The organism is Clostridium autoethanogenum DSM 10061, from assembly GCF_001484725.1.
Taxonomy (GTDB): domain Bacteria; phylum Bacillota; class Clostridia; order Clostridiales; family Clostridiaceae; genus Clostridium_B; species Clostridium_B ljungdahlii.
Genome location: NZ_CP012395.1, coordinates 390,829 through 409,717 on the forward strand (window position 1 = coordinate 390,829; position 18,889 = coordinate 409,717).

General features: G+C 35.4%; 17 protein-coding genes and 1 other annotated feature. Of the genes, 3 read left to right on the top strand and 14 right to left on the bottom strand.

The window, feature by feature from the left end:
- Positions 1 to 124 precede the first annotated feature (124 nt).
- The 11 genes from CLAU_RS01715 to CLAU_RS01765 form a co-directional block, all read right to left on the bottom strand.
- Positions 125 to 1,258 (bottom strand): nitrogenase component 1, encoded by a 1,134-nt coding sequence (locus CLAU_RS01715; protein WP_029169962.1) that lies wholly within the window; start codon positions 1,256 to 1,258, stop codon positions 125 to 127.
- Positions 1,255 to 2,583 (bottom strand): nitrogenase component 1, encoded by a 1,329-nt coding sequence (locus CLAU_RS01720; RefSeq protein ID WP_023161796.1) that lies wholly within the window; start codon positions 2,581 to 2,583, stop codon positions 1,255 to 1,257. Before CLAU_RS01720 ends, CLAU_RS01715 begins: the two co-directional genes overlap by 4 nt.
- The gene (locus tag CLAU_RS01725; RefSeq protein ID WP_023161797.1) at positions 2,574 to 3,344 is read right to left on the bottom strand and encodes a nucleotide-binding protein; all 771 of its coding nucleotides are present in this window, start codon (positions 3,342 to 3,344) and stop codon (positions 2,574 to 2,576) included. The genes CLAU_RS01720 and CLAU_RS01725 overlap by 10 nt, the downstream gene beginning before the upstream one ends.
- Positions 3,345 to 3,382: 38 nt before the next feature.
- Positions 3,383 to 4,387, bottom strand: a complete 1,005-nt coding sequence (hypE, locus tag CLAU_RS01730) for a hydrogenase expression/formation protein HypE (protein ID WP_023161798.1) — start codon at positions 4,385 to 4,387, stop codon at positions 3,383 to 3,385.
- Complete coding sequence (gene hypD, locus CLAU_RS01735) at positions 4,380 to 5,438, bottom strand: hydrogenase formation protein HypD (protein ID WP_023161799.1); 1,059 nt, start codon at positions 5,436 to 5,438, stop codon at positions 4,380 to 4,382. Before hypD ends, hypE begins: the two co-directional genes overlap by 8 nt.
- Positions 5,438 to 5,644, bottom strand: a complete 207-nt coding sequence (locus CLAU_RS01740) for a HypC/HybG/HupF family hydrogenase formation chaperone (RefSeq protein ID WP_023161800.1) — start codon at positions 5,642 to 5,644, stop codon at positions 5,438 to 5,440. The genes hypD and CLAU_RS01740 overlap by 1 nt, the downstream gene beginning before the upstream one ends.
- Positions 5,607 to 8,006 carry a carbamoyltransferase HypF gene (gene hypF / locus CLAU_RS01745; RefSeq protein ID WP_023161801.1) on the bottom strand — a complete coding sequence of 800 codons (2,400 nt, stop codon included), beginning with the start codon at positions 8,004 to 8,006 and terminating at the stop codon, positions 5,607 to 5,609. The genes CLAU_RS01740 and hypF overlap by 38 nt, the downstream gene beginning before the upstream one ends.
- Positions 8,003 to 9,064: a nitrogenase component 1 gene (locus tag CLAU_RS01750; protein WP_023161802.1), complete on the bottom strand. Its 1,062-nt coding sequence runs from the start codon at positions 9,062 to 9,064 to the stop codon at positions 8,003 to 8,005. Before CLAU_RS01750 ends, hypF begins: the two co-directional genes overlap by 4 nt.
- Positions 9,065 to 10,369, bottom strand: coding sequence for a nitrogenase component 1 (locus tag CLAU_RS01755; RefSeq protein WP_013238959.1), 1,305 nt, complete (start codon positions 10,367 to 10,369; stop codon positions 9,065 to 9,067).
- Complete coding sequence (locus CLAU_RS01760) at positions 10,366 to 11,127, bottom strand: nucleotide-binding protein (RefSeq protein WP_013238960.1); 762 nt, start codon at positions 11,125 to 11,127, stop codon at positions 10,366 to 10,368. Before CLAU_RS01760 ends, CLAU_RS01755 begins: the two co-directional genes overlap by 4 nt.
- 346 nt (positions 11,128 to 11,473) lie before the next feature.
- Positions 11,474 to 12,448 (bottom strand): DMT family transporter, encoded by a 975-nt coding sequence (locus tag CLAU_RS01765; protein ID WP_013238961.1) that lies wholly within the window; start codon positions 12,446 to 12,448, stop codon positions 11,474 to 11,476.
- Between the two features lie 156 nt (positions 12,449 to 12,604).
- Here CLAU_RS01765 and CLAU_RS01770 point away from each other — a divergent pair, with 156 nt between their 5' ends.
- Complete coding sequence (locus CLAU_RS01770) at positions 12,605 to 13,159, top strand: helix-turn-helix domain-containing protein (protein ID WP_023161804.1); 555 nt, start codon at positions 12,605 to 12,607, stop codon at positions 13,157 to 13,159.
- Positions 13,160 to 13,300: 141 nt separating this feature from the next.
- Positions 13,301 to 13,867 (top strand): isochorismatase family protein, encoded by a 567-nt coding sequence (locus tag CLAU_RS01775; RefSeq protein WP_023161805.1) that lies wholly within the window; start codon positions 13,301 to 13,303, stop codon positions 13,865 to 13,867.
- 64 nt (positions 13,868 to 13,931) lie between these two features.
- On the opposite strand, the gene CLAU_RS01780 is transcribed toward CLAU_RS01775, so the two are convergent.
- Together CLAU_RS01780 and CLAU_RS01785 are read right to left on the bottom strand one after the other, a co-directional pair.
- Positions 13,932 to 14,297, bottom strand: a complete 366-nt coding sequence (locus CLAU_RS01780; protein ID WP_023161806.1) for a VOC family protein — start codon at positions 14,295 to 14,297, stop codon at positions 13,932 to 13,934.
- Positions 14,298 to 14,313: 16 nt separating this feature from the next.
- Positions 14,314 to 14,874 (bottom strand): hypothetical protein, encoded by a 561-nt coding sequence (locus CLAU_RS01785; RefSeq protein ID WP_023161807.1) that lies wholly within the window; start codon positions 14,872 to 14,874, stop codon positions 14,314 to 14,316.
- Positions 14,875 to 15,497: 623 nt separating this feature from the next.
- Positions 15,498 to 15,712: a binding site (T-box leader), on the top strand.
- Positions 15,713 to 16,036: 324 nt separating this feature from the next.
- Between CLAU_RS01785 and CLAU_RS01790 the strand changes: the two genes are divergently transcribed.
- Positions 16,037 to 17,458 (top strand): sodium:solute symporter family protein, encoded by a 1,422-nt coding sequence (locus CLAU_RS01790; protein WP_013238966.1) that lies wholly within the window; start codon positions 16,037 to 16,039, stop codon positions 17,456 to 17,458.
- 36 nt (positions 17,459 to 17,494) lie between these two features.
- On the opposite strand, the gene CLAU_RS01795 is transcribed toward CLAU_RS01790, so the two are convergent.
- Entirely contained in the window at positions 17,495 to 18,877 is a 1,383-nt protein-coding gene (locus CLAU_RS01795) for an FAD-binding oxidoreductase (protein ID WP_013238967.1), read from the bottom strand.
- Positions 18,878 to 18,889: the final 12 nt, after the last annotated feature.

Genomic DNA, 18,889 nt, shown 5'->3' on the forward strand with positions numbered 1-18,889 from the left:
AATTTTTAAAGAAATAACTTTTCTAATTAATCCATAAAGGTTGTTAAGCAACTCATTAACCGTTGAGAACAGTAAAAACCCACTACATCTGTCGTGGGTTTCATTTACAATATTCTCTTTTAATTCACTTTATTATATCTATGTTATCAATTAAATTTGGAATATCTTTTCTATAAATTCTTCCTGAAAAAGCTTCATGTGGAAGTGATATAAATTTAGTACCAGGCTGAATAATCCTGTGATAAATAGGGTCTGCAATCACAACTGCAGTATTTTGCAAATGCAGCATTATACTATCTTCATCTTCTGCCAAAATATCTTCTGGTAATAACAAATCAGCTTCTGTTTCCAAAGGACATAATATTTTAGCTTTTATATTTTTTTCGAGTGCAAGTGCCGCAGCTAATGATTCAGAATAAATGCTTTCTCCAATAATAACTGTGTCACCACCACACATAGCTCGTTTATCATATGCAATTTGGGATTTTCCTGTACTAATTGCCCTATCCAGTGATTTCATTACTACATCTGCAAACTGATCTCCCATTGGAACGCCTACAACATATGGTGTTCCAAACTTCTTCTGTAATTCTTTTGCTGCTAAAAGTCCAGTAGAAGAAACAACTAAGTTTACTTCTGCAGCTCCAGCTTGTTTCATTTGCTCCAATGTACTTTCCATTGCCCATACAGATAAAACTTGAAAACCAGCTTCAGCTAATCGTCTTTTAATGCTATCTACACTGCTGTTTACTGAATAATCCAGGGGAGTAGCTCCAAGTACATTTACACTTTTGGTTCTTTTAGGCATACCAGTTAGGGTAAATCGTTTTACTATTTCAGCAAGAGCTTGTCCTGCTCCACATATGTAAGAGTGCATTCCATTTGTTTCGATAGCAAACGTAGGAATTTTAGTTTCATTTTCAATCACTTCTGCAATAGCTGGAAAATCTGTGCCTATCATCATTGGAATAGGTGTACCTGCAATAGCTATAAACTTAGGATGTAACTCATTTGCAGCTGCCACAATATCATGTATTAATTTTTCATCATCACCCATGATAGCTTCCATTTCAGAAAGGCCTGTAATATAGATCATGCTGTCCATATCATACCAGCGTGGTTCGTCATGAGTAGTATATGTTGAATTGCACCCTGATGCATCATGCATTACAGTCATCCCGCCTAATTCATATAGTGCGGAACAAACACCTGATACATCTGCCGTATATGTTGAAATAAATGCTGATGCCTGTTTCATAAGCAGCAATTACACCTCCATCCTTTGATTTGTATAAGCTTTCGTACATCTTTAGGACATGTAAAAGCTTCTTTCATAAGTCCAGCAAGTCTCACAATTCCATCAAAGCCATACATGCCGCCGCCTTCTACTATATTTACAAAGTATTCACTTCCTGTAAAATAAGCAGCCTTTTGTCCTATTGCAAGGCTCTTTTCACTACATTTTCTATCCAGAACACCCATCTTTGCATGTACTGTAGCATACACTTTAATCTCAGGTTTGTTTTTTACAAGCCAGTCAAAATCTGTCTTGTCCCATTTTGTAAATGAATCTACATACAGCCTATCCACATTAAATCCATTTTGTACAAGCAATCGTGCAAGTCCACAAGGTCTTGGAACAGCTGTATAATCTATGGAGATCTTTGCACCACCAATGACTTTTTTTGCTTCTTTCAAAGCATTTAAAGCTGCTGACTTTTCATCTGCATATTCTTTTTTTGGTAATCCTAAATACTCGCTCAATGTATTCAAATTTTTTGTTATTTCATCAAATCCATAACATAAAGGCAAATGCAGGTGCTTCTGTCCTAATTTGTCTTGCAAATAATCTCCACCTGGTATTGCAACAGGCAGATAGGATATGTTTGCACAGCTTTCAGCCATATTAAGATATTCATCATAGGTTTTGCAAAAAGTAATATCTTTCAGTTCATATCCATTTTCACGAATGGTCCGTATAAGTTCACTGCTTTCATCCGTAGGAATATTGTTACCAATGATATTAATGCTTTTTTTGTTAATTTCCATTGGTTGAAGGATGCTGTATAATTGACGTTTCATTTTCTCATCCGGAGTCAGGCCGCTTTTTCTCATAATTGGATCCATATAACAATCCGTGAAAGCCACATCCGGATATCTTTTTCGTAATTCTGTGTAAACTAGCTCCAAATCACATCCCATAAAATAATGTATGCAGGCAGTAAATATTAGAACTGCTGGAGGTTTTTGTGGAAGTTTACTGAGTATATCTGATACACCCTCAATGATAAGTTCCTCCATATCACCTTCAAGCACATTATTTTCCTGCACAGCTATAGTTGAGAATCTGTCCAATGTGCCCATTTCTGCTGCTGTAAGAACAACTCCTCTTAAACAGTTTGCTGCACATACATATATCTGATGCGACTTTGGAATAAGCATTCCAACATGAACTATATTCCATACTCCCCTAGCAGGAGCGTTATATTGCAGGCCAGATACAAATGGCTCAGGAAATGCAGCATCTTTTATTAAAGTACAGGTACCTGCCTCATCAACGTGTCCAGATACATTTATAAGCATGATATCTCCTTTCCACATATCCTCATAATGATCTCTGCCAGCTTTCTATACTGTTTTGCCATATCACTTTCAGGAAATGCTTCTATTACCGTCTTGTTCAAAGTTTCTGCTTCCTGAACGACCTCACTTCTGTCCAGGGTACCAACTATTTCTGAATGAATATCCTCTGCCAATTCGCTTACTTTTTCGTATTCATTCTTCACATCTTTTCTGTTAAGAATAAGACCTCCAAGGCCAGCATAACCTCTATTTTTAAAGTTTTCTATGGCCATTGCAATATTGGCAGCTGCATGAATCGCCATGTTTTCACCTGAGGTTATAATAAATACTTTGTCTGCGTAGCCCTTACGCATTGGCATAGAAAATCCTCCACATACTACATCACCCAATACATCATATATTACCACATCTGGTTTATATACCTCATACGCACCTTTTTCCTTCAATTTTTCAAGTGCTGCTATAATTCCCCTGCCTGCACATCCAAGGCCCGGATTAGGTCCACCTGCTTCTACACATATGACGCCATTGTACCCAACAGTAACCATATCTTCTAAATCAAAATTATTCTTCTTTTCCCTTACAAGTTCAAGCACCGTATTCATATTTGTTTTGTCATGAAGTGAAACTGTAGAATCAGCTTTAGGGTCGCATCCTATCTGCATAACTTTTATTCCTTTATCAGAAAGTGCAGCTGATATGTTAGAAACTGTTGTAGATTTTCCAATGCCGCCTTTTCCATACACTGCAATTTTTATCATAATGTGTTTCCTCCATACTCTAATTTACTAGTGTTTAATTAACATATTCTTGGAAGCAATTCTCCTCCTGGAGGTGGCAGCAATGTTTCAGCACCGATTTCTGTTTTTACAATAACACGTCCAGGCATATCACAAGTGACCTCACCAATAATGGCTGCATCTTTTGAATATTTACCTTTATGTAATGTATCCACAAGTTTTGGAGCAATTTCTTTTGGAGCAAAAACTACAAGTCTTCCTTCACATGCAAGATATAGTGGTTCCAACCCCAGCATGCCGCATACACCTTTTACACCATCTGCTACCGGTATACTCTTTGAATCTAATCTAATTCCAACTTTGCTCTGCTCGGCAATTTCATATAATACCGTACCGACACCTCCACGTGTAGCATCTCTGATTACATGAATATCTTTTGACGTATCAAACATAGCTTTTACTGTACCCCATAATGGTGCACAATCACTGGTTACATCTGCTTCAATTCCAAACTCATCTCGTGCCAGTAAAACAGTACATCCATGTCGCCCTATATCACCGGTTACAATAATCGCATCGCCTGGTTTTGCATTAAAACCAGAGGTATTAGCATCATCCATAATCTGTCCTATACCTGTTGTTGTTATAAATACTCCATCAACTTGCCCTTTTCCAGCAACCTTTGTATCTCCTGCGGCTATTTTAACCCCTGCTTCCTTTGCAGTCTTTTCCATGGCTGCTGCAATTTTCTCTAATTTATCCATTGGGAAGCCCTCTTCAATAACAAAAGCACAAGATAAATACAGAGGTTTCGCTCCCATACAGGATAAGTCATTTACTGTACCACAAATGCTTAATTTGCCAATATTTCCACCTGGAAATTCCGATGGAGAAACAATAAATCCATCTGTTGTAAAAGCTAGTTTTCCTCCTTTAATGTTCAATACTGCAGCATCATCTGCTGTCAGGTCAGGATTCGAAAAATGAGCTCTAAAAACCTGATCTATTAATTCTGATGTTTGTCTTCCTCCAGCTCCATGAGCTAGTGTAACTGTTTTATCCATTTATTTTTCCTCCATACTGATAATATGCTGAACATGCTCCTTCATTAGATACCATACATGCTCCAACAGGATGTAGTGGCGTACACCCTTTGCCAAATACTTTGCAATCCGATGGCTTGCATTTTCCCTGCAAAACATCACCACATCGGCAAGCCGGATTACTTCTTCCCTCTACTTTTCCTAAATGAAATTTGTCTCTGGCATCAAACTCTTTATAAGCTTCCTTCAATTTAAGTCCTGAATTTTTGATAACACCAAGACCTCTCCACTCAGAATCGCAGTCCTCCATGACTTCAGATACAATAGTCTGAGCCGCTTTACTGCCTTCATATGTTACAACTCTCGGATAACAGTTTTTAAAAAAGCTTTCTCCTTCTTGTAATTTTGTGATTACTACAGCAAGTGCTGTCATAATTTCATTTGCAGTAAAACCTGTTATTACTCCACTAACGCCTTCGTTAACTAAAGACTCACATAACTCCGTACCTGTAATAGCATGTACATGGCCAGGATATAAAAATGCATCTGCACTATTTTTTAGTGTTTTGTATACTCCCGGCATGGTTTTGTTTGCCGTAAGTAATGCAAAATTTTTAAGTTCTGCACCTTTTGCCTTTTTTACAGCCAGACAGCTGGCAGGTGTGGTTGTCTCAAATCCTACTGATAAGAATACTACCTGCTCATCAAGGTGGTCTCTAGCATACTCATAAGCATCAATAGGTGAATATACTATTTGAACTTTGGCGCCTTTTGATCTGGCTCCAGCAAGGTTCATTTCTGAACCAGGCACTCTTACTAAATCTCCAAAGGTACATATGGTAGCATTATGGTCAAGGGCCAGCATAATAGCTTCATCAATAAAGCCAACTGGTGTAACACAAACCGGACATCCTGGTCCTGATATGAGTTCAATATTTTCTGGTATTATATTTCTGATTCCAAGTCTGAATATCTCATGGGTATGCGTTCCGCAAACCTCCATAATACGGATCTTTGGTCCATCATAGGATTCAATAATCTCCTTTGCAGTTTTTTTTATGTTCTCAGCCATTATAATTCCTCCATGATTTTATCTGTTTCACTCTGATCATCGTTTGTAATTTTTGAAATGGCGATTCCTGCATGAACCATAACGTAATCGCCTGGTTCCAATTCATCGATTAATTCTGCAGATACCTTTCTTTTTGCTCCTGAAGCATCAATTAGAGCCATTCCTTCTTTAACCTTTACAACTCTTGCTGGTAAACCTACACACATAGTTATTCTCCTCCCCTTTTTTTAATTTATTTATATGTTCCATTGCTGCTACTGCCTGACCTAGTGCTATTCCACCATCATTTGGCGGCAACAAACTATGAATTAAAACTTTAAATCCAAGTTTTCTCAAACGGTCTAGGCTCATTTTTAATAATAACTGGTTTTGATATACTCCTCCGCTTAATGCTATGGTTTTGATTCCAGTGTTTCTAGAAGCTTGTATACATCCAGCTGCAATCATATCTGACAATTTTTCATGGAAGAAGTAAGCAAGCATCGCTGCATCTTTCCCAGTTAAAGTTTCCTCTATGATTTTCTTTACTAAAACATCTGTTGCGAAAATTAGCTGTCCATTTGAATTCTCATAAACAAGATTTGAAAGTTCAATACTATCCTCATCAGTAATTTTGCTGCCACTATTATGGTCCGCATGTTTTTCTTCATAAGCCTCTGCTGCAAATTCAAGGGTAGTAGAAGCTTCCCCTTCAAAAGATGATTGTTTTCTGATATTCAAGATAGCACTTACAGCATCAAACAAACGCCCTGCACTCGTAGATGTTATGCTGTTTATTTTGTTGTCAGCCATCATAAACTGAACATCGCAGTTCTTCTCATCACATAATTTAAGCTGTCTTACAACTTCAGCTGCTTTTTCTTTATCTTTGTATATACTGTAAATCATGGATACCGCAATTCTCCAGCCCTCTTTAGCTGACATGTCACCACCGATCTGAATAAAAGGTTTTATGCTGCCAAGCCTTTCAAATCCATCATAAGTAACTTCTAATAGCTCTCCACCCCAGATGGTTGCATCTGTTCCATATCCTGTTCCATCAAATGAAACGCCTATAACTGGATCAGAATAATCATTTTCAGCCATACAAGATAAAATATGTGCATAATGATGTTGAACCTGAAATACGGGAATTCCAATTTCCTGTGCAATGCACGTAGTATTATACTTTGGATGCATGTCACATGCCACAATTGTTGGCGTCGTCTCAAGCAGAGTTTCCAATCTTGTAATAGACTCTTTCAATGCTTTTACTGTTCTCAAATCTTCCATGTCACCAACATAGGGGGACTGATAAAACAAATCATTTTTGCCTATACAAAAAGTATTCTTGAGTTCACCACCAACTGCCAGTACTTCCCCTTTAAATCCGTTTGAAACCATAAACGGAAGCGGCGCATATCCTCTGGAACGCCTTATCATATAAGGTTTTTCTTCAAAGAAATCCATAACCGAGTCATCTGCACGAATACGAATCATTCTGTTATGTGATAAAATAACATCACACATTTTTGATAATTCTGTTATTGCATCATTGTCATCTCTACATATTGGTGCACCTGATGTATTACCACTTGTCATAACCAGGCAATCCGGCATAACTATATCATCATCATATGTAAATATCAAAAGTTGAACAGGAGCATAGGGAAGCATAACTCCAATCTTTGGATTATCAGGTGTCACAGCATCACACACCATTTTGCTTTGCTTTCTTTTCAGAAGTATAATTGGTTTCTGATGACCATCCAGTACTTCTTTTTGAACTTTTGTAACTTCACATTCACGTTCTACAGTTTCCATGTCCCGCATCATAACTGCAAAGGGCTTTGCAGGTCTTGTCTTTAATTTTCTAAGCCTCTCTACAGCTTCCTGATTTGTGGCATCACAGCAAAGATGGAAACCTCCAATTCCCTTTATAGCTGCAATCCCTCCATCATGGATTACTTGTCTTGTATAAGTAATTGCAGTCCTGCCCCGCTCGCCTCTTCCAATTAAGTAAACCTCCGGGCCGCATTCATTGCAGCATACCGGCTGCGCATCATATCTTCGAGTTTCTGCATGAGTATATTCATATTCACACTCCGGACACATTGGAAATTCACCCATGCTGGTACGTACACGATCATAAGGCATGGAATCTAAAATAGTAAGTCTTGGTCCGCAGCACGTACAGTTTATAAAGGGATGAAGATATCGTCTGTTATTCTTATCAAAAAGTTCTCTTTTACACTCTGGACAGATGGCAATATCAGGAGATACAAAAATCTCACCTTGTACATGTTCACTTTCAATAATTTCAAAGTCCTGAAATTTTTCTGACTCTTCCTCTTTATGCACATCAATTTTTAATATTGATGAACGCTTTGGAGGATTGTGTTCTAAATCGTACAAAAAACCCTCTAATTCACTTTCACTACCTTGAGCCCATATTTCCACATAAGGTCCTTTATTGCATACACTTCCCCGTATATGATTTTTATCTGCATGCCGGCTTACTGTAGGTCTAAATCCAACTCCCTGCACAATACCATAGACTCTAATAGATAAAGTTTTATAATCTTTCATATCATACACATCTTTCCTGAAACTGCAAAATGTGGTGTGCCCACATACCTTCCCTTGAAGTTAGGTATTGCACGTTTCAATATATTATCACCTACAATTACATCGTAATTTCCTTGTTCTATAAGTTCTACAAACTGGTCCTCTTCTGTAAGAGAAATATCTTTTGCTTCTTTAAGCTCGTCCTTTAACATAAACCATGAAGCAACTGTTATGTCTGAATTCACATTTTCATTTATTTTATCTCTGATAGAATTTGCTATAACCTGCTGATGTATTACTAAAACTTTTTTACCCTCAAAACTTTTAAACTGTCCTTTCATCTCATCCTGTAACATATCTCCTACCAGCGGATAATAAATTTCATAAGGTGTTCCAAATCTCTCTTTTAAATACTGTGCAGCCTTTAATCCAGCAGGTGATACTACTATATTTTTAAATACACTCCCTGCAGCCTCTACCTTTGACAAATCCGATTCCATACCATAGCAGTAAACATTTTTGAAACCCTCAGATTTTAGTGTCATTTCTATTTTATCTGCTGCCTTTAAATCACTTACATCAAGTGGGATTGTACCAATTACACCAATGCTTTCTTTATCTACTGTGAGGCCATCTTTTGCAAAGGTCTCAAACATTTTAAGATAAGCCTTTTCAGCCCCTATATCATATAATTCCATACCAGTAGTTTCTATGGTAATGACCGGTACATCAAGTTTTTTTTCTGACATTTTCTTTATTGCTTTGTAATCAGTAGCAATAACTGAAGGTACCGGAGTTCCGATAATTGCTGCAAATTTTGCTTCCACTTTTTTAGCAGCATCTGCAAGTTTTGCCACAAGCCTGTCATCACGCCCCAGTATAGCATCCATATCACGAAGACCAGCACTGAAAATGGCGCTTTTTTCTGCATTCCATCTAGGCTCATCGAATCCACATACGTTACCAGCACATCCCCCTGCATCACAGATAACTATAATTCCCCCAAGCTTATAAAGAACAGATGCTGCACCAGACTGATCTGGTGCAAAAGGTGGTATGTATTTTCTTAATCCTTTCATCTATGCCTCCTTACCAAAACAATCCAACGAATGTTTCAATTCCTCAAATAATTTTTTTACGCCAGCATACCCAAAGGGCTGAATGTCCTCATTCCAAGGTACATTTACACAATCAGGGTGGTAGTACTCTGCATCCTTGCCAATGGTTATATCAATCTTTTCTTCACTGCAGTCATAATAAATCATGGTAGGTTCAAGATTGGAATAAATCTTAGTCTTAGGACTCAATTTTGCAACTTTTCTGATATAAACAAAGTCTTCAGCCGTAAGACTAGCATATATTTCAGCTACTTTAAATCCATATCTTAAAAGTGCCAAGGAGAGTTCAAAAGAATTAGCATTCATTGCTTCACCTACTGCAAAGGTTATATCAGGATAAGCAGCTTTTAATTCATCTATGGCCTTTTTTGCTTCATCATAATATTTTTGATCATCAAAGCTTGTACCAAGAGCACTGGTGAAAATTTTGTATTGACTTTGTACTTTATCTATCTGATACAGTCGTACAAGCTCTGCTGATGGAATATTCAGTCGTTTCATAATATCATCTGCTGCAAATCTTGCTTCTGGATTCAATACAAGATTAAAATTTGCCTCTCCCATATGCATATATTCATCAAAATCTTTACAGCGAGAGATCTCATTTATTTTCTTCATGCCAATATGGTGCAGCAAATCATATAGTTCTGAGTTTTCCATAAGTGGAGCAAAATATCCCAGTATATTAACTGTATCCAGCTTTTTTTCCATTGGTTTAAGAAGTGAATAAATGGACTGCCTTACATGTACCATAGGAGGCTTACGACCTTCTCTTGTTAATGCATACATATAACAGGGAAGAACAGGAATATTTACCTTATCCATAGCTTTTCTGCAAACACGCTCCATGTCTGTTCCGAGGAGTGCATCAACACATGTAATACAAATCATAACCACTGACGGCATACTTGGTGTACACTTACAAATCTCTTCAACTGCCTGTGGAATATTCTTCAAATGAGCTCCAGTAACAATATCGGTTTCATCCATTACCAAGTAGAACATTCTCTCACTGTATCCACCCTGCTCACTTAATGTTGTCGTATTCCTGCCGCAGCACCCAGGAGCTACTAAAAGCATAACTGACCCTGGTATTGCTAGTCCTGCACGCTTAACTCCAAATCCTTGCGCACCAGGTGAATTAAAAGAAAGAGTTGCTGGTGAACTGTAAATCAAATGGGTATTCGAAATAAGTTCTGCAGGAATATTATCTTTACCTTCTGCGGCTAAGTTTTCTGCTGTAATATAATATGACTCTTTTTTCATTTCATTTCCTCACTTTTAATCAATAATGTGGCTAAATTGAAAAAGCACTTACTTATTGGAAGATTAGGGTCTCCTTCAATAACTGTTTTCCCCATCTCCTCAAAATGATTGATATTATTGTCTCTTGGGATATCACCTACAATAGGAAGATGTTCCTTGCTGGCAAAATCTTTTACTTTTTTTTCTTCATTTTCAATATTTCTATGATTGAATACGATACCAAACACCTTTGCATAACCCCTATCTGCAAAATTTTTAACTGCACTATTTATGTTATTTGCTGCATAGAGGGCCATTTTTTCACCAGAAGTAACAATAAGTACTTTTTCAGCATATCCTTCACGAATAGGTGCTGCAAATCCACCGCAAACTACATCTCCTAAAACATCATAAAGTACAACATCTGGCTTGTACTCTTCAAAAAGATTTAAATCCTCTAATAAATTAAATGTAGTAATAATTCCTCTGCCTGCACAACCAAGTCCTGGTGTAGGGCCGCCAGTCTCTATACACAGAACGCCGCCAAAACCTACTTTTGAAATATCTTCAATTTTTTCTGGATCTGCATCAAATTCTCTCATATAATTCATTACAGGCATTAATGTTTTTCCTCCAAGCAAATTGCTATTGGAATCTGCTTTAGGATCACATCCTATCTGAATAACTTTTTTTCCGAGCTTGGCAAAGGCTGCTGACAAATTACTGGTAATTGTAGATTTCCCAATACCGCCTTTTCCGTATACAGCTATTTTCAGCATTTTATAACCCCCTATGGTATTTCATTTTTATCTTCTTATGTAAAAAAACTCCTCCCGAGTTTGGGAAGAGCTTAAATGCGGTCATAATATATCAATTAATCTTACTTAGTGAAGTTTGTTTCTCCCACTAAGTTCAGATAAGCAACACATAATATATTAATTTTTTACTGCCCGCTCTTTATCTCAGGACACCTTCGCTTCAGAGTGACAAAAATATTAATTTTTAATTAAAATATGAAACAAACGTTTTCCAAATTTTTTATATATTCAGTTTATCACCTAAAATTGGTACTGTCAAGAAATTACACCAAATTCTTCATGACAAAGGCATGAAAAATGAATTAAATTACACTATATCTTCATAGGCTTCTTCCTTTTCTTCTCTCTTGTCAACAATACAGCTATTTAAAATCATACCAATAACAATAAGCAGTATTCCAATTAAGTCAACTCCCGTTGGTATTTTATCATGAAACACAAACACTCCCCCTAAAAGAGTAAATATAACTTCACCTGATTGGGTACATTCCACTGCCGCCAACTTACGCGTATCACTGCTAACTATATCCGTTGCTTTAAAGAACAGTATCGTAGCAATAATTCCGGAGCAAATGGCAACTACAAGAGACTGTACTGCCTGTCCCCTACTTGGTACCCCTACAGACATAAGACCACATATGGACAATATTATCCAAAAAGGCATACTGCACAAAGTCATACCAAATACTCTTTGAAATGTGGTAAATTTGTTTTCACAGACTTCTATCATCTTTCGATTGCCTAAAGGATATGAAAAAGCTGCTATAATTACAGGAATAATTCCTATCAAAGGTTTTATACTGGATATTTCCTGTATCTGCTGAAACTGCATTAAAAATATTCCAAATAAAATTAGCAGCGAAATGGATAACACTTTTTTAGGAATTTTATTTCTTACTTTAAAAACTTTATTATCCCTTTTTACAGCTTTAAAAAATAAAGGAGAAAGAAGACCCCCTGCAATTATTGTTATTTGCCATGTTCCAGCAACTAACCATGAAGGACCATATATTGAAGCAAAACTTAAAGGTGCATAAAATAATCCAAATCCTACTGTACTCCAGACAATCCACTTCATAGGTCTTTTTATTATATCACTTACCACTTCAGATAACTCATTTTTAACAATCATGATAACAAATAAAATTGGAAGGGTGAAAATGTATCTTAATGAAGAACTCCATATCCAACTTCCACCATGAAAATTCATTTGTTGATTAAGCACAAAAGTAAAGGCAAAAAAGAATGAAGCTGTTATTCCCAGTATAATTGCTTTTTTCACTACTATTACTTCCCATCTATAATTTCTATACAATATATTATACATATGTATGTTATTTTGTACAACATATTATTGATAATATTTTACTTAATTCAAAAATTATTATAGAATTGTAGATGTTGTAATGTAAAAATCGCTATATAAGGAGTTAAACTCATGAAAAATTTGAATTTAATTATAGGCACTAAGTTAAAAAATATACGCCTTAGGAGAAACTTGAGTTTAGATGATGTATCAAAGCTAACCGGGGTAAGCAAAGGAATGTTAGGCCAAATAGAAAGAGGCCTATCAAATCCAACCGTATCTACTTTGTGGAAAATCTCAACTGGATTAAAAGTATCTTTTTCATCTTTTATCAATGAAAAAGAAGACGATCTAAAAGTAATACATCAGGATGACATTGTTCCCTTATTAGAAGACAATAATAGAATGAAATTATATTCAATATTTCCATTTGATAATAATAAAGGATTTGAAATATTTACTATAGAATTAGAACCAGGATGTAGCCACGCATCTACCCCACATAATGATGATGTTGAAGAATATATTATTGTTACAGAAGGTACAATGGAGTTAATCATAAATGACAATAGTTTTACACTGCAAAAAGGAAATTCTATTAAATTTATGGGAAATAAGCCCCACTCCTATAAAAATACAACTACTAAAAAAGCAGTATTCCAAAATATAATAATGTATTATAAGTAAATACAGCCTAATTTTAAACTAAAAGCTATGAAATTTGAAGAAAATTGTACATTTTACATATTTATTTTGATCAATAAACTTCAAATTGAGCAAAATAAATTTGATGAACTTATAATTAAACGTTAATTGGAGGTAAATATTATGAGTAAAAAATCTTTATTAGTCATCGATTGTCAAAATGATTTTATAACTGGCAGCCTTGCATGTAAAAATTCAGAAAATGCTATACTGCATATTATAGATTTTATAAGTAAAAATCCTGATCTTAATGTATTCTATTCCTGTGACTCTCACGAAATGACAAATAAGTCATTTCAAAAAAATGGTGGAATGTGGCCCATTCACTGCGTAGAAGGCACTGAAGGAGCTTTACTTTCTGAAAAATTCACTCTTGGAATAAAGGATAAAAATAAATCTCCACAAAATCCTGAAATTATCTTTAGAAAAGGTATGAACGATGATGTTGAAGAGTATTCGGCCTACAATGCACTAAATATTAAAAATAAAAGACTCCACGAGGTACTTGACAAAAACATTATAATATGTGGAATTGCCAGCGAGTACTGTGTTAAAGAAACGATACTTGATCTCGTGAAAAATGGATTCAACGTGACTATTCTTGCAAATGGCCTCGGATACGTGGATGAAACTGAACATATAAATACTCTAAATGAGTTTAAAGAAAAAGGCATGAGCATTATTTTCTAATGCTCTAATTGATGCTGAAAAAATAAACCTGAAGCTATTTATCATAACTTCAGGCTATTTAAACTCATTTATTGTCTGCAACTTTTGTATAATCCGTAATGCCCAGTCTATTTCCAAAGGGATCTTCAAATTCAACGGTAATTCCCGTTTTGATTTCAAAAGGTTCCGATAGAAATTTTACTCCTTTGGCTTTTAATTTTTCATATTCTGCCTTTACATCATCCACCACAAACCATATAGTTGGTTTTGTATCCGGGAATTTTGATTTGTCTTTTAAAATTATGGCCGGTTCCTGCTGTCCAACTTTATAGGCTGTCATACCCATATTGGAGAAGTCAAATTTAGCATCTAGCCCTAGAACATTTCCATAATAATCTTTTGCCTTTTCAAGGGAGTCAACAGGAAGTAAAAAGTTATCATAATCTTTCATATATATCACCTCTTTTTTAATAAATTCTAATTGCAAATAATATATCTATAAAGAAGTAAAATGCGAAAGCATATTTAAAACACTTATAAAAATAATCCTTTTTTATTGATCTTAAAATTAATAATAAAAGAATAAATACAGCTATAAAAAAGCCATATACCTGCCATATTGGTACATTCAAAAATTTTGCAATTAAACCTTCGTCATTAATTGGGAACATATTGTAAGGATTGATAATTATAAATAATAGATATGCAATTAACCTTGTAAGGCACATAGTTATAGCAAAATACATACCTATATACACTTTTTCCCTATTTCTAAAGATATAGACAATAATGCATCCAATTACCGCCAATATTAAATTAATTGCTGGTCCTCCAAGACATCCCCATAAGTTTTCCAAACCATTTTTAGGCTCTGTATAACTAAAAACGAATTTCGCAGGTATTCCACTTAACTCAAAACCTATAAAATGTCCAAATTCATGAATTGGTGTAGCAATTAATGTGATTGCCAAGAAAACAAGCTTGCTTAACCTAGAGTCAATGTCCATATTAACTTCTTTAATACTCATATCATTTAACCCCCTACTATTTACAAATAATAAAGTTCAAATATCAAATATTGTTGATTTTCAGCTAAACTGAAAGTTTTCATCATTTGTTCTCTGTTATTTAAACTTTATGCTCTTCCTAATGCTCACTTATCTATCCGAATACACCAAGTTCTTTTTTAAGTACTGCGTCCTCAACTTTATTATAATCCACAGCAATCATCTCTTTCCATTAAAATATAAACAGAGTTCTTGGTTTCAGGTGGAGTTCTTTTCTCCATCTGAAACTTAGAAATCGTTATCCAGGGGCGTAGCAGCCGTTATCCCCCACTTTATAAGAAAAGCAGATATCCCAGGTGACAGTCGCTTTCGCTGTGTGCGATGGAGGTATTACGGCTGGTAGCCATCGGATAAAATTTAGTATTAGTTTTGCCATGAATTACAATTCTATACAAACTTATGTTCTTTTTTATTGCATAGGAGTATATATTGATTTTTCCTATAGAAACTCCATAATGATTTTTGTTTTCAAATAGTCCGTAATTAATATCTACAGCTAGATATTACTAGTAAACTTAATCTATTTATCCAAAAATGGCTATTTTGAATTTTGTATTTATATAAAATTCAATCTATAATACATCTTACAAGTTATGATGGAAAGAAGTAATTAAGTACGTTGCAAAGAGAGTCAGTGGTTGGTGTAAACTGTCTGATGTGCTTTATGAAATACATTCCTGAGCTGTAGGCTGAAATTTTTTAAAGTAAGCTGATCCGAGTAACTCTCGTTAAGAGTAAGAGATGAGCAATAGATTTATTTGTTCAAATAGGGTGGTACCACGATTATTTCGTCCCTTAATCGCAGGTGCTTTTTTTATTTTTCAAATTTATTTTGCTCAAGTAGGGTGGTACCGCGACTTTTTCGTCCCTTGTGTAGGGGCGTTTTTTTGTACAATTTTTAAGTAATTTCAATTAATATTTGCCGCAGCACTTTAGCACTAAATACTTTTACAGTGTACACTGTAATTCTGTACATTGTCGCTGTATAGAAAACACTTGCAACCTGAAGCTGGAACTTACTACTGGAACTTACTACTGAAACTTGTAAACTACACAATGTGTGCATTATTCAATATGAATTGTGCATTGTGAACTGTGAATTAAATAAATAGGGGGTTTTAAAATGAACGTATCTTTAATAATCATCATCTGCTATATATCCATGTTATTTGTAATAAGTTTTATTGCTAAAAAGAAAGCTCAAGGGGGTGGCGAAAGCTATACTTTAGCCAGTAGACAGCTTACAACTCCACTTGTAACCTGTTCACTTATAGGCCTTGCTATTGGCGGTGCTTCAACCATAGGGGTGGCTGAACAAGCTTACGATGTAGGACTTTCAGCAGGTTGGTACTGCACAGCCTGGGGAATTGCAGCTATAGTTATGGGACTTGCAGCTGCAAGTAAATATAGGGAATTCAATGTATCTACTGTTCCTGAATTGTTTTCAAAATTTTATGATGAAAAAGGTGTTGCTGTATGTGTAGCATGCCAGATAATTATTCTCATTGTAGTTGTGTCTCTTCAATACATTGCAGGTGGAGCTATTTTATCTTCACTTTTGCCTGGTATATTCACTATAAAAACAGGTATGATAGTAAGTGCTTGTGTATTTGTTGGCATAACCTTTATAGGAGGAATGTGGTCTGCCGGGTTATGTAATTCATTTAACGTTCCTTTAAAATATACAGGAATTATACTATGTACTATATTAGCTGTATCAAAAAGCGGAGGAATTCAAAATATAAAACTTCATCTTCCTCAAAGTGTACCTTATTTCAGCCCTATTAAAGGAGTTGGTACATGGGTAATTTTAGGTTGGATACTTGTTATGACTACACAAGTCTTGTCTATGCAGGGTCCTGTACAATTGGCCTTTGCCGCTAAAGATGCAAGGACTGCAAAAAAGAGCTTTATACTTGGCGGTCTTCTTATGATTCCAATAGGCTTTTTATGTGCTCTTATAGGCATGGCTGCAAGAACTACTTTTCCCCACGTAAGTGCTACTATGGCACTTCCTAAAATGATTTTGTCATTAAACCCTGTAGCAGCAGGAATAACTTTAGCGGCACTCTGGGCAGCAGATGTTTCTACAGCCTGCAATTTGCTTTTAGGTGCATCTACCCTATTTACAAATGACATATACAAAAAATATATAAATCCTAAAGTAAATGACAAAAAGCTTTTAATAATGACTAAATCCTCTGTAGTTCTTTTAGGTATATTTACTTTTATACTTGCTCTTTCCATGTCAGGTATATTAAAAACTATATCCATGGGCTTAAGTCTTTCTACTGCATTTACACTTATATTTTTATTTACCATGTTTGCTCCTAAACTTTGCAAAAAAAGTTCTGCTTTTTTCACTACCCTAGCAGGAGTAGTAGCCCTATTTTTATGGCAATTAATACCTTCCTTTAGAATATTTCCTCATGTAATATTTATGGAATGGCTTGTATGTCTTGTAACCTTTATGCTTACATCAGTACTTGATAAAAGATCAATTATGAATATAGATACCATAGATGAAATAAATGAAATGGTGTAAAAAAGTAAGGAGGTAACCCTCCTTACTTTTTTACGCTCAATCAATTATAGTGCCTGGATTTAAAATCTCATTTGGATCAAATACTTTTCGTATACCCTTCATAATTTCAAGCTCTCGTTTTGTAAACTGCAACGACATGTGTTTCTTTCTTGTTTTTCCTGTACCATGTTCTGCTGTTATTGTACCACCATATTTTAGTGCAGTTTTATACATTTCCTCTTTTAATTCCTCATAATATGAAGGCAATTTACCGTTATCACCCATAATAAAATTGTGTATATTTCCATCTGCTATATGTCCCAAAGACAAAATATGATTTCCATATTTCTCTCCAAGTGCCGTTATATCATCAAAAAAATCCGGTACAGTTGAAGGTGGAACTGCTATGTCAAGTGCATCTGCTATATTGTCCTTATAAGGACCATATGCATTGCTCCTTATTGCCAAAATATTTCTCTGTTCCTTTGTAGTTTCCGCTATTATACTGTCCACTGCATTGTGTTCTTCACATATTTCTACAATTTTTTCGCTACTGGCATAAAGTGCATCTTCTGTAGGCTCATCAATCATGAAAATTAAATCTACAGATCCTTTATTTGCAGGCCACTTAGTTCCAAGCTGCTGTGCAGCATTTTGTGCAATGATTTTATCCATATACTCCACAGCAAGTGGTGTAATTCCCTCTTGAAGTATACAAGGTACTGCATCACAAGCTTCACGCCTTGTATCAAAAGAAACCAACAGTGTTCCATTATATTTATTTTGTGCATAAAGCTTTAATGTTACTTTTGTAATTATACCTAAAGTTCCTTCACTTCCAATCAACATATGTAAGAGATCATAGCCCATATTGTTTTTTATAAGTTTTCCTCCTACATTCACTATTTCACCTGTAGGTAAAACTACTTCCAAAGCTTTAACATGATTTCTCATGATTCCGTGTTTTACAGCTTTTGTACCGCCAGCATTTGTTGCTACCATACCTCCAATTTGAGCTCCTTCATCCCCAGGATGTATAGGAAAAAATAGCTTGTCCTGCTTATTTAGTTCTTCTAGTAAATCTGCCAGGGTAGCTCCTGCTTCAATTGTAATCATCAAATTTTTTTCATCAAATTCAACAATCTTATTTAATCTTTCAAGTGACAAAATTATGCTAGATTCTGTAGGAATAACTCCTCCAACTACACCTGTACCACCGCCCCTTGCAACTACAGGTGTCAAAGTCTTATTTGAATATTTTAATATCTCCGATATCTCTTCTGCAGAACCAGGTTTAACTACTACACAGTCCTTACATGCTTCAGGACGAAGCAGAGGTTCTGTTTCATCATAAAGATATCTCTGCATCTTAGACAAGTCATATGTAATCCAATCTTCTCCCACAATACTTTTTAAACTTTCAATTATTTCACTTTTCAATATTATTTCCCC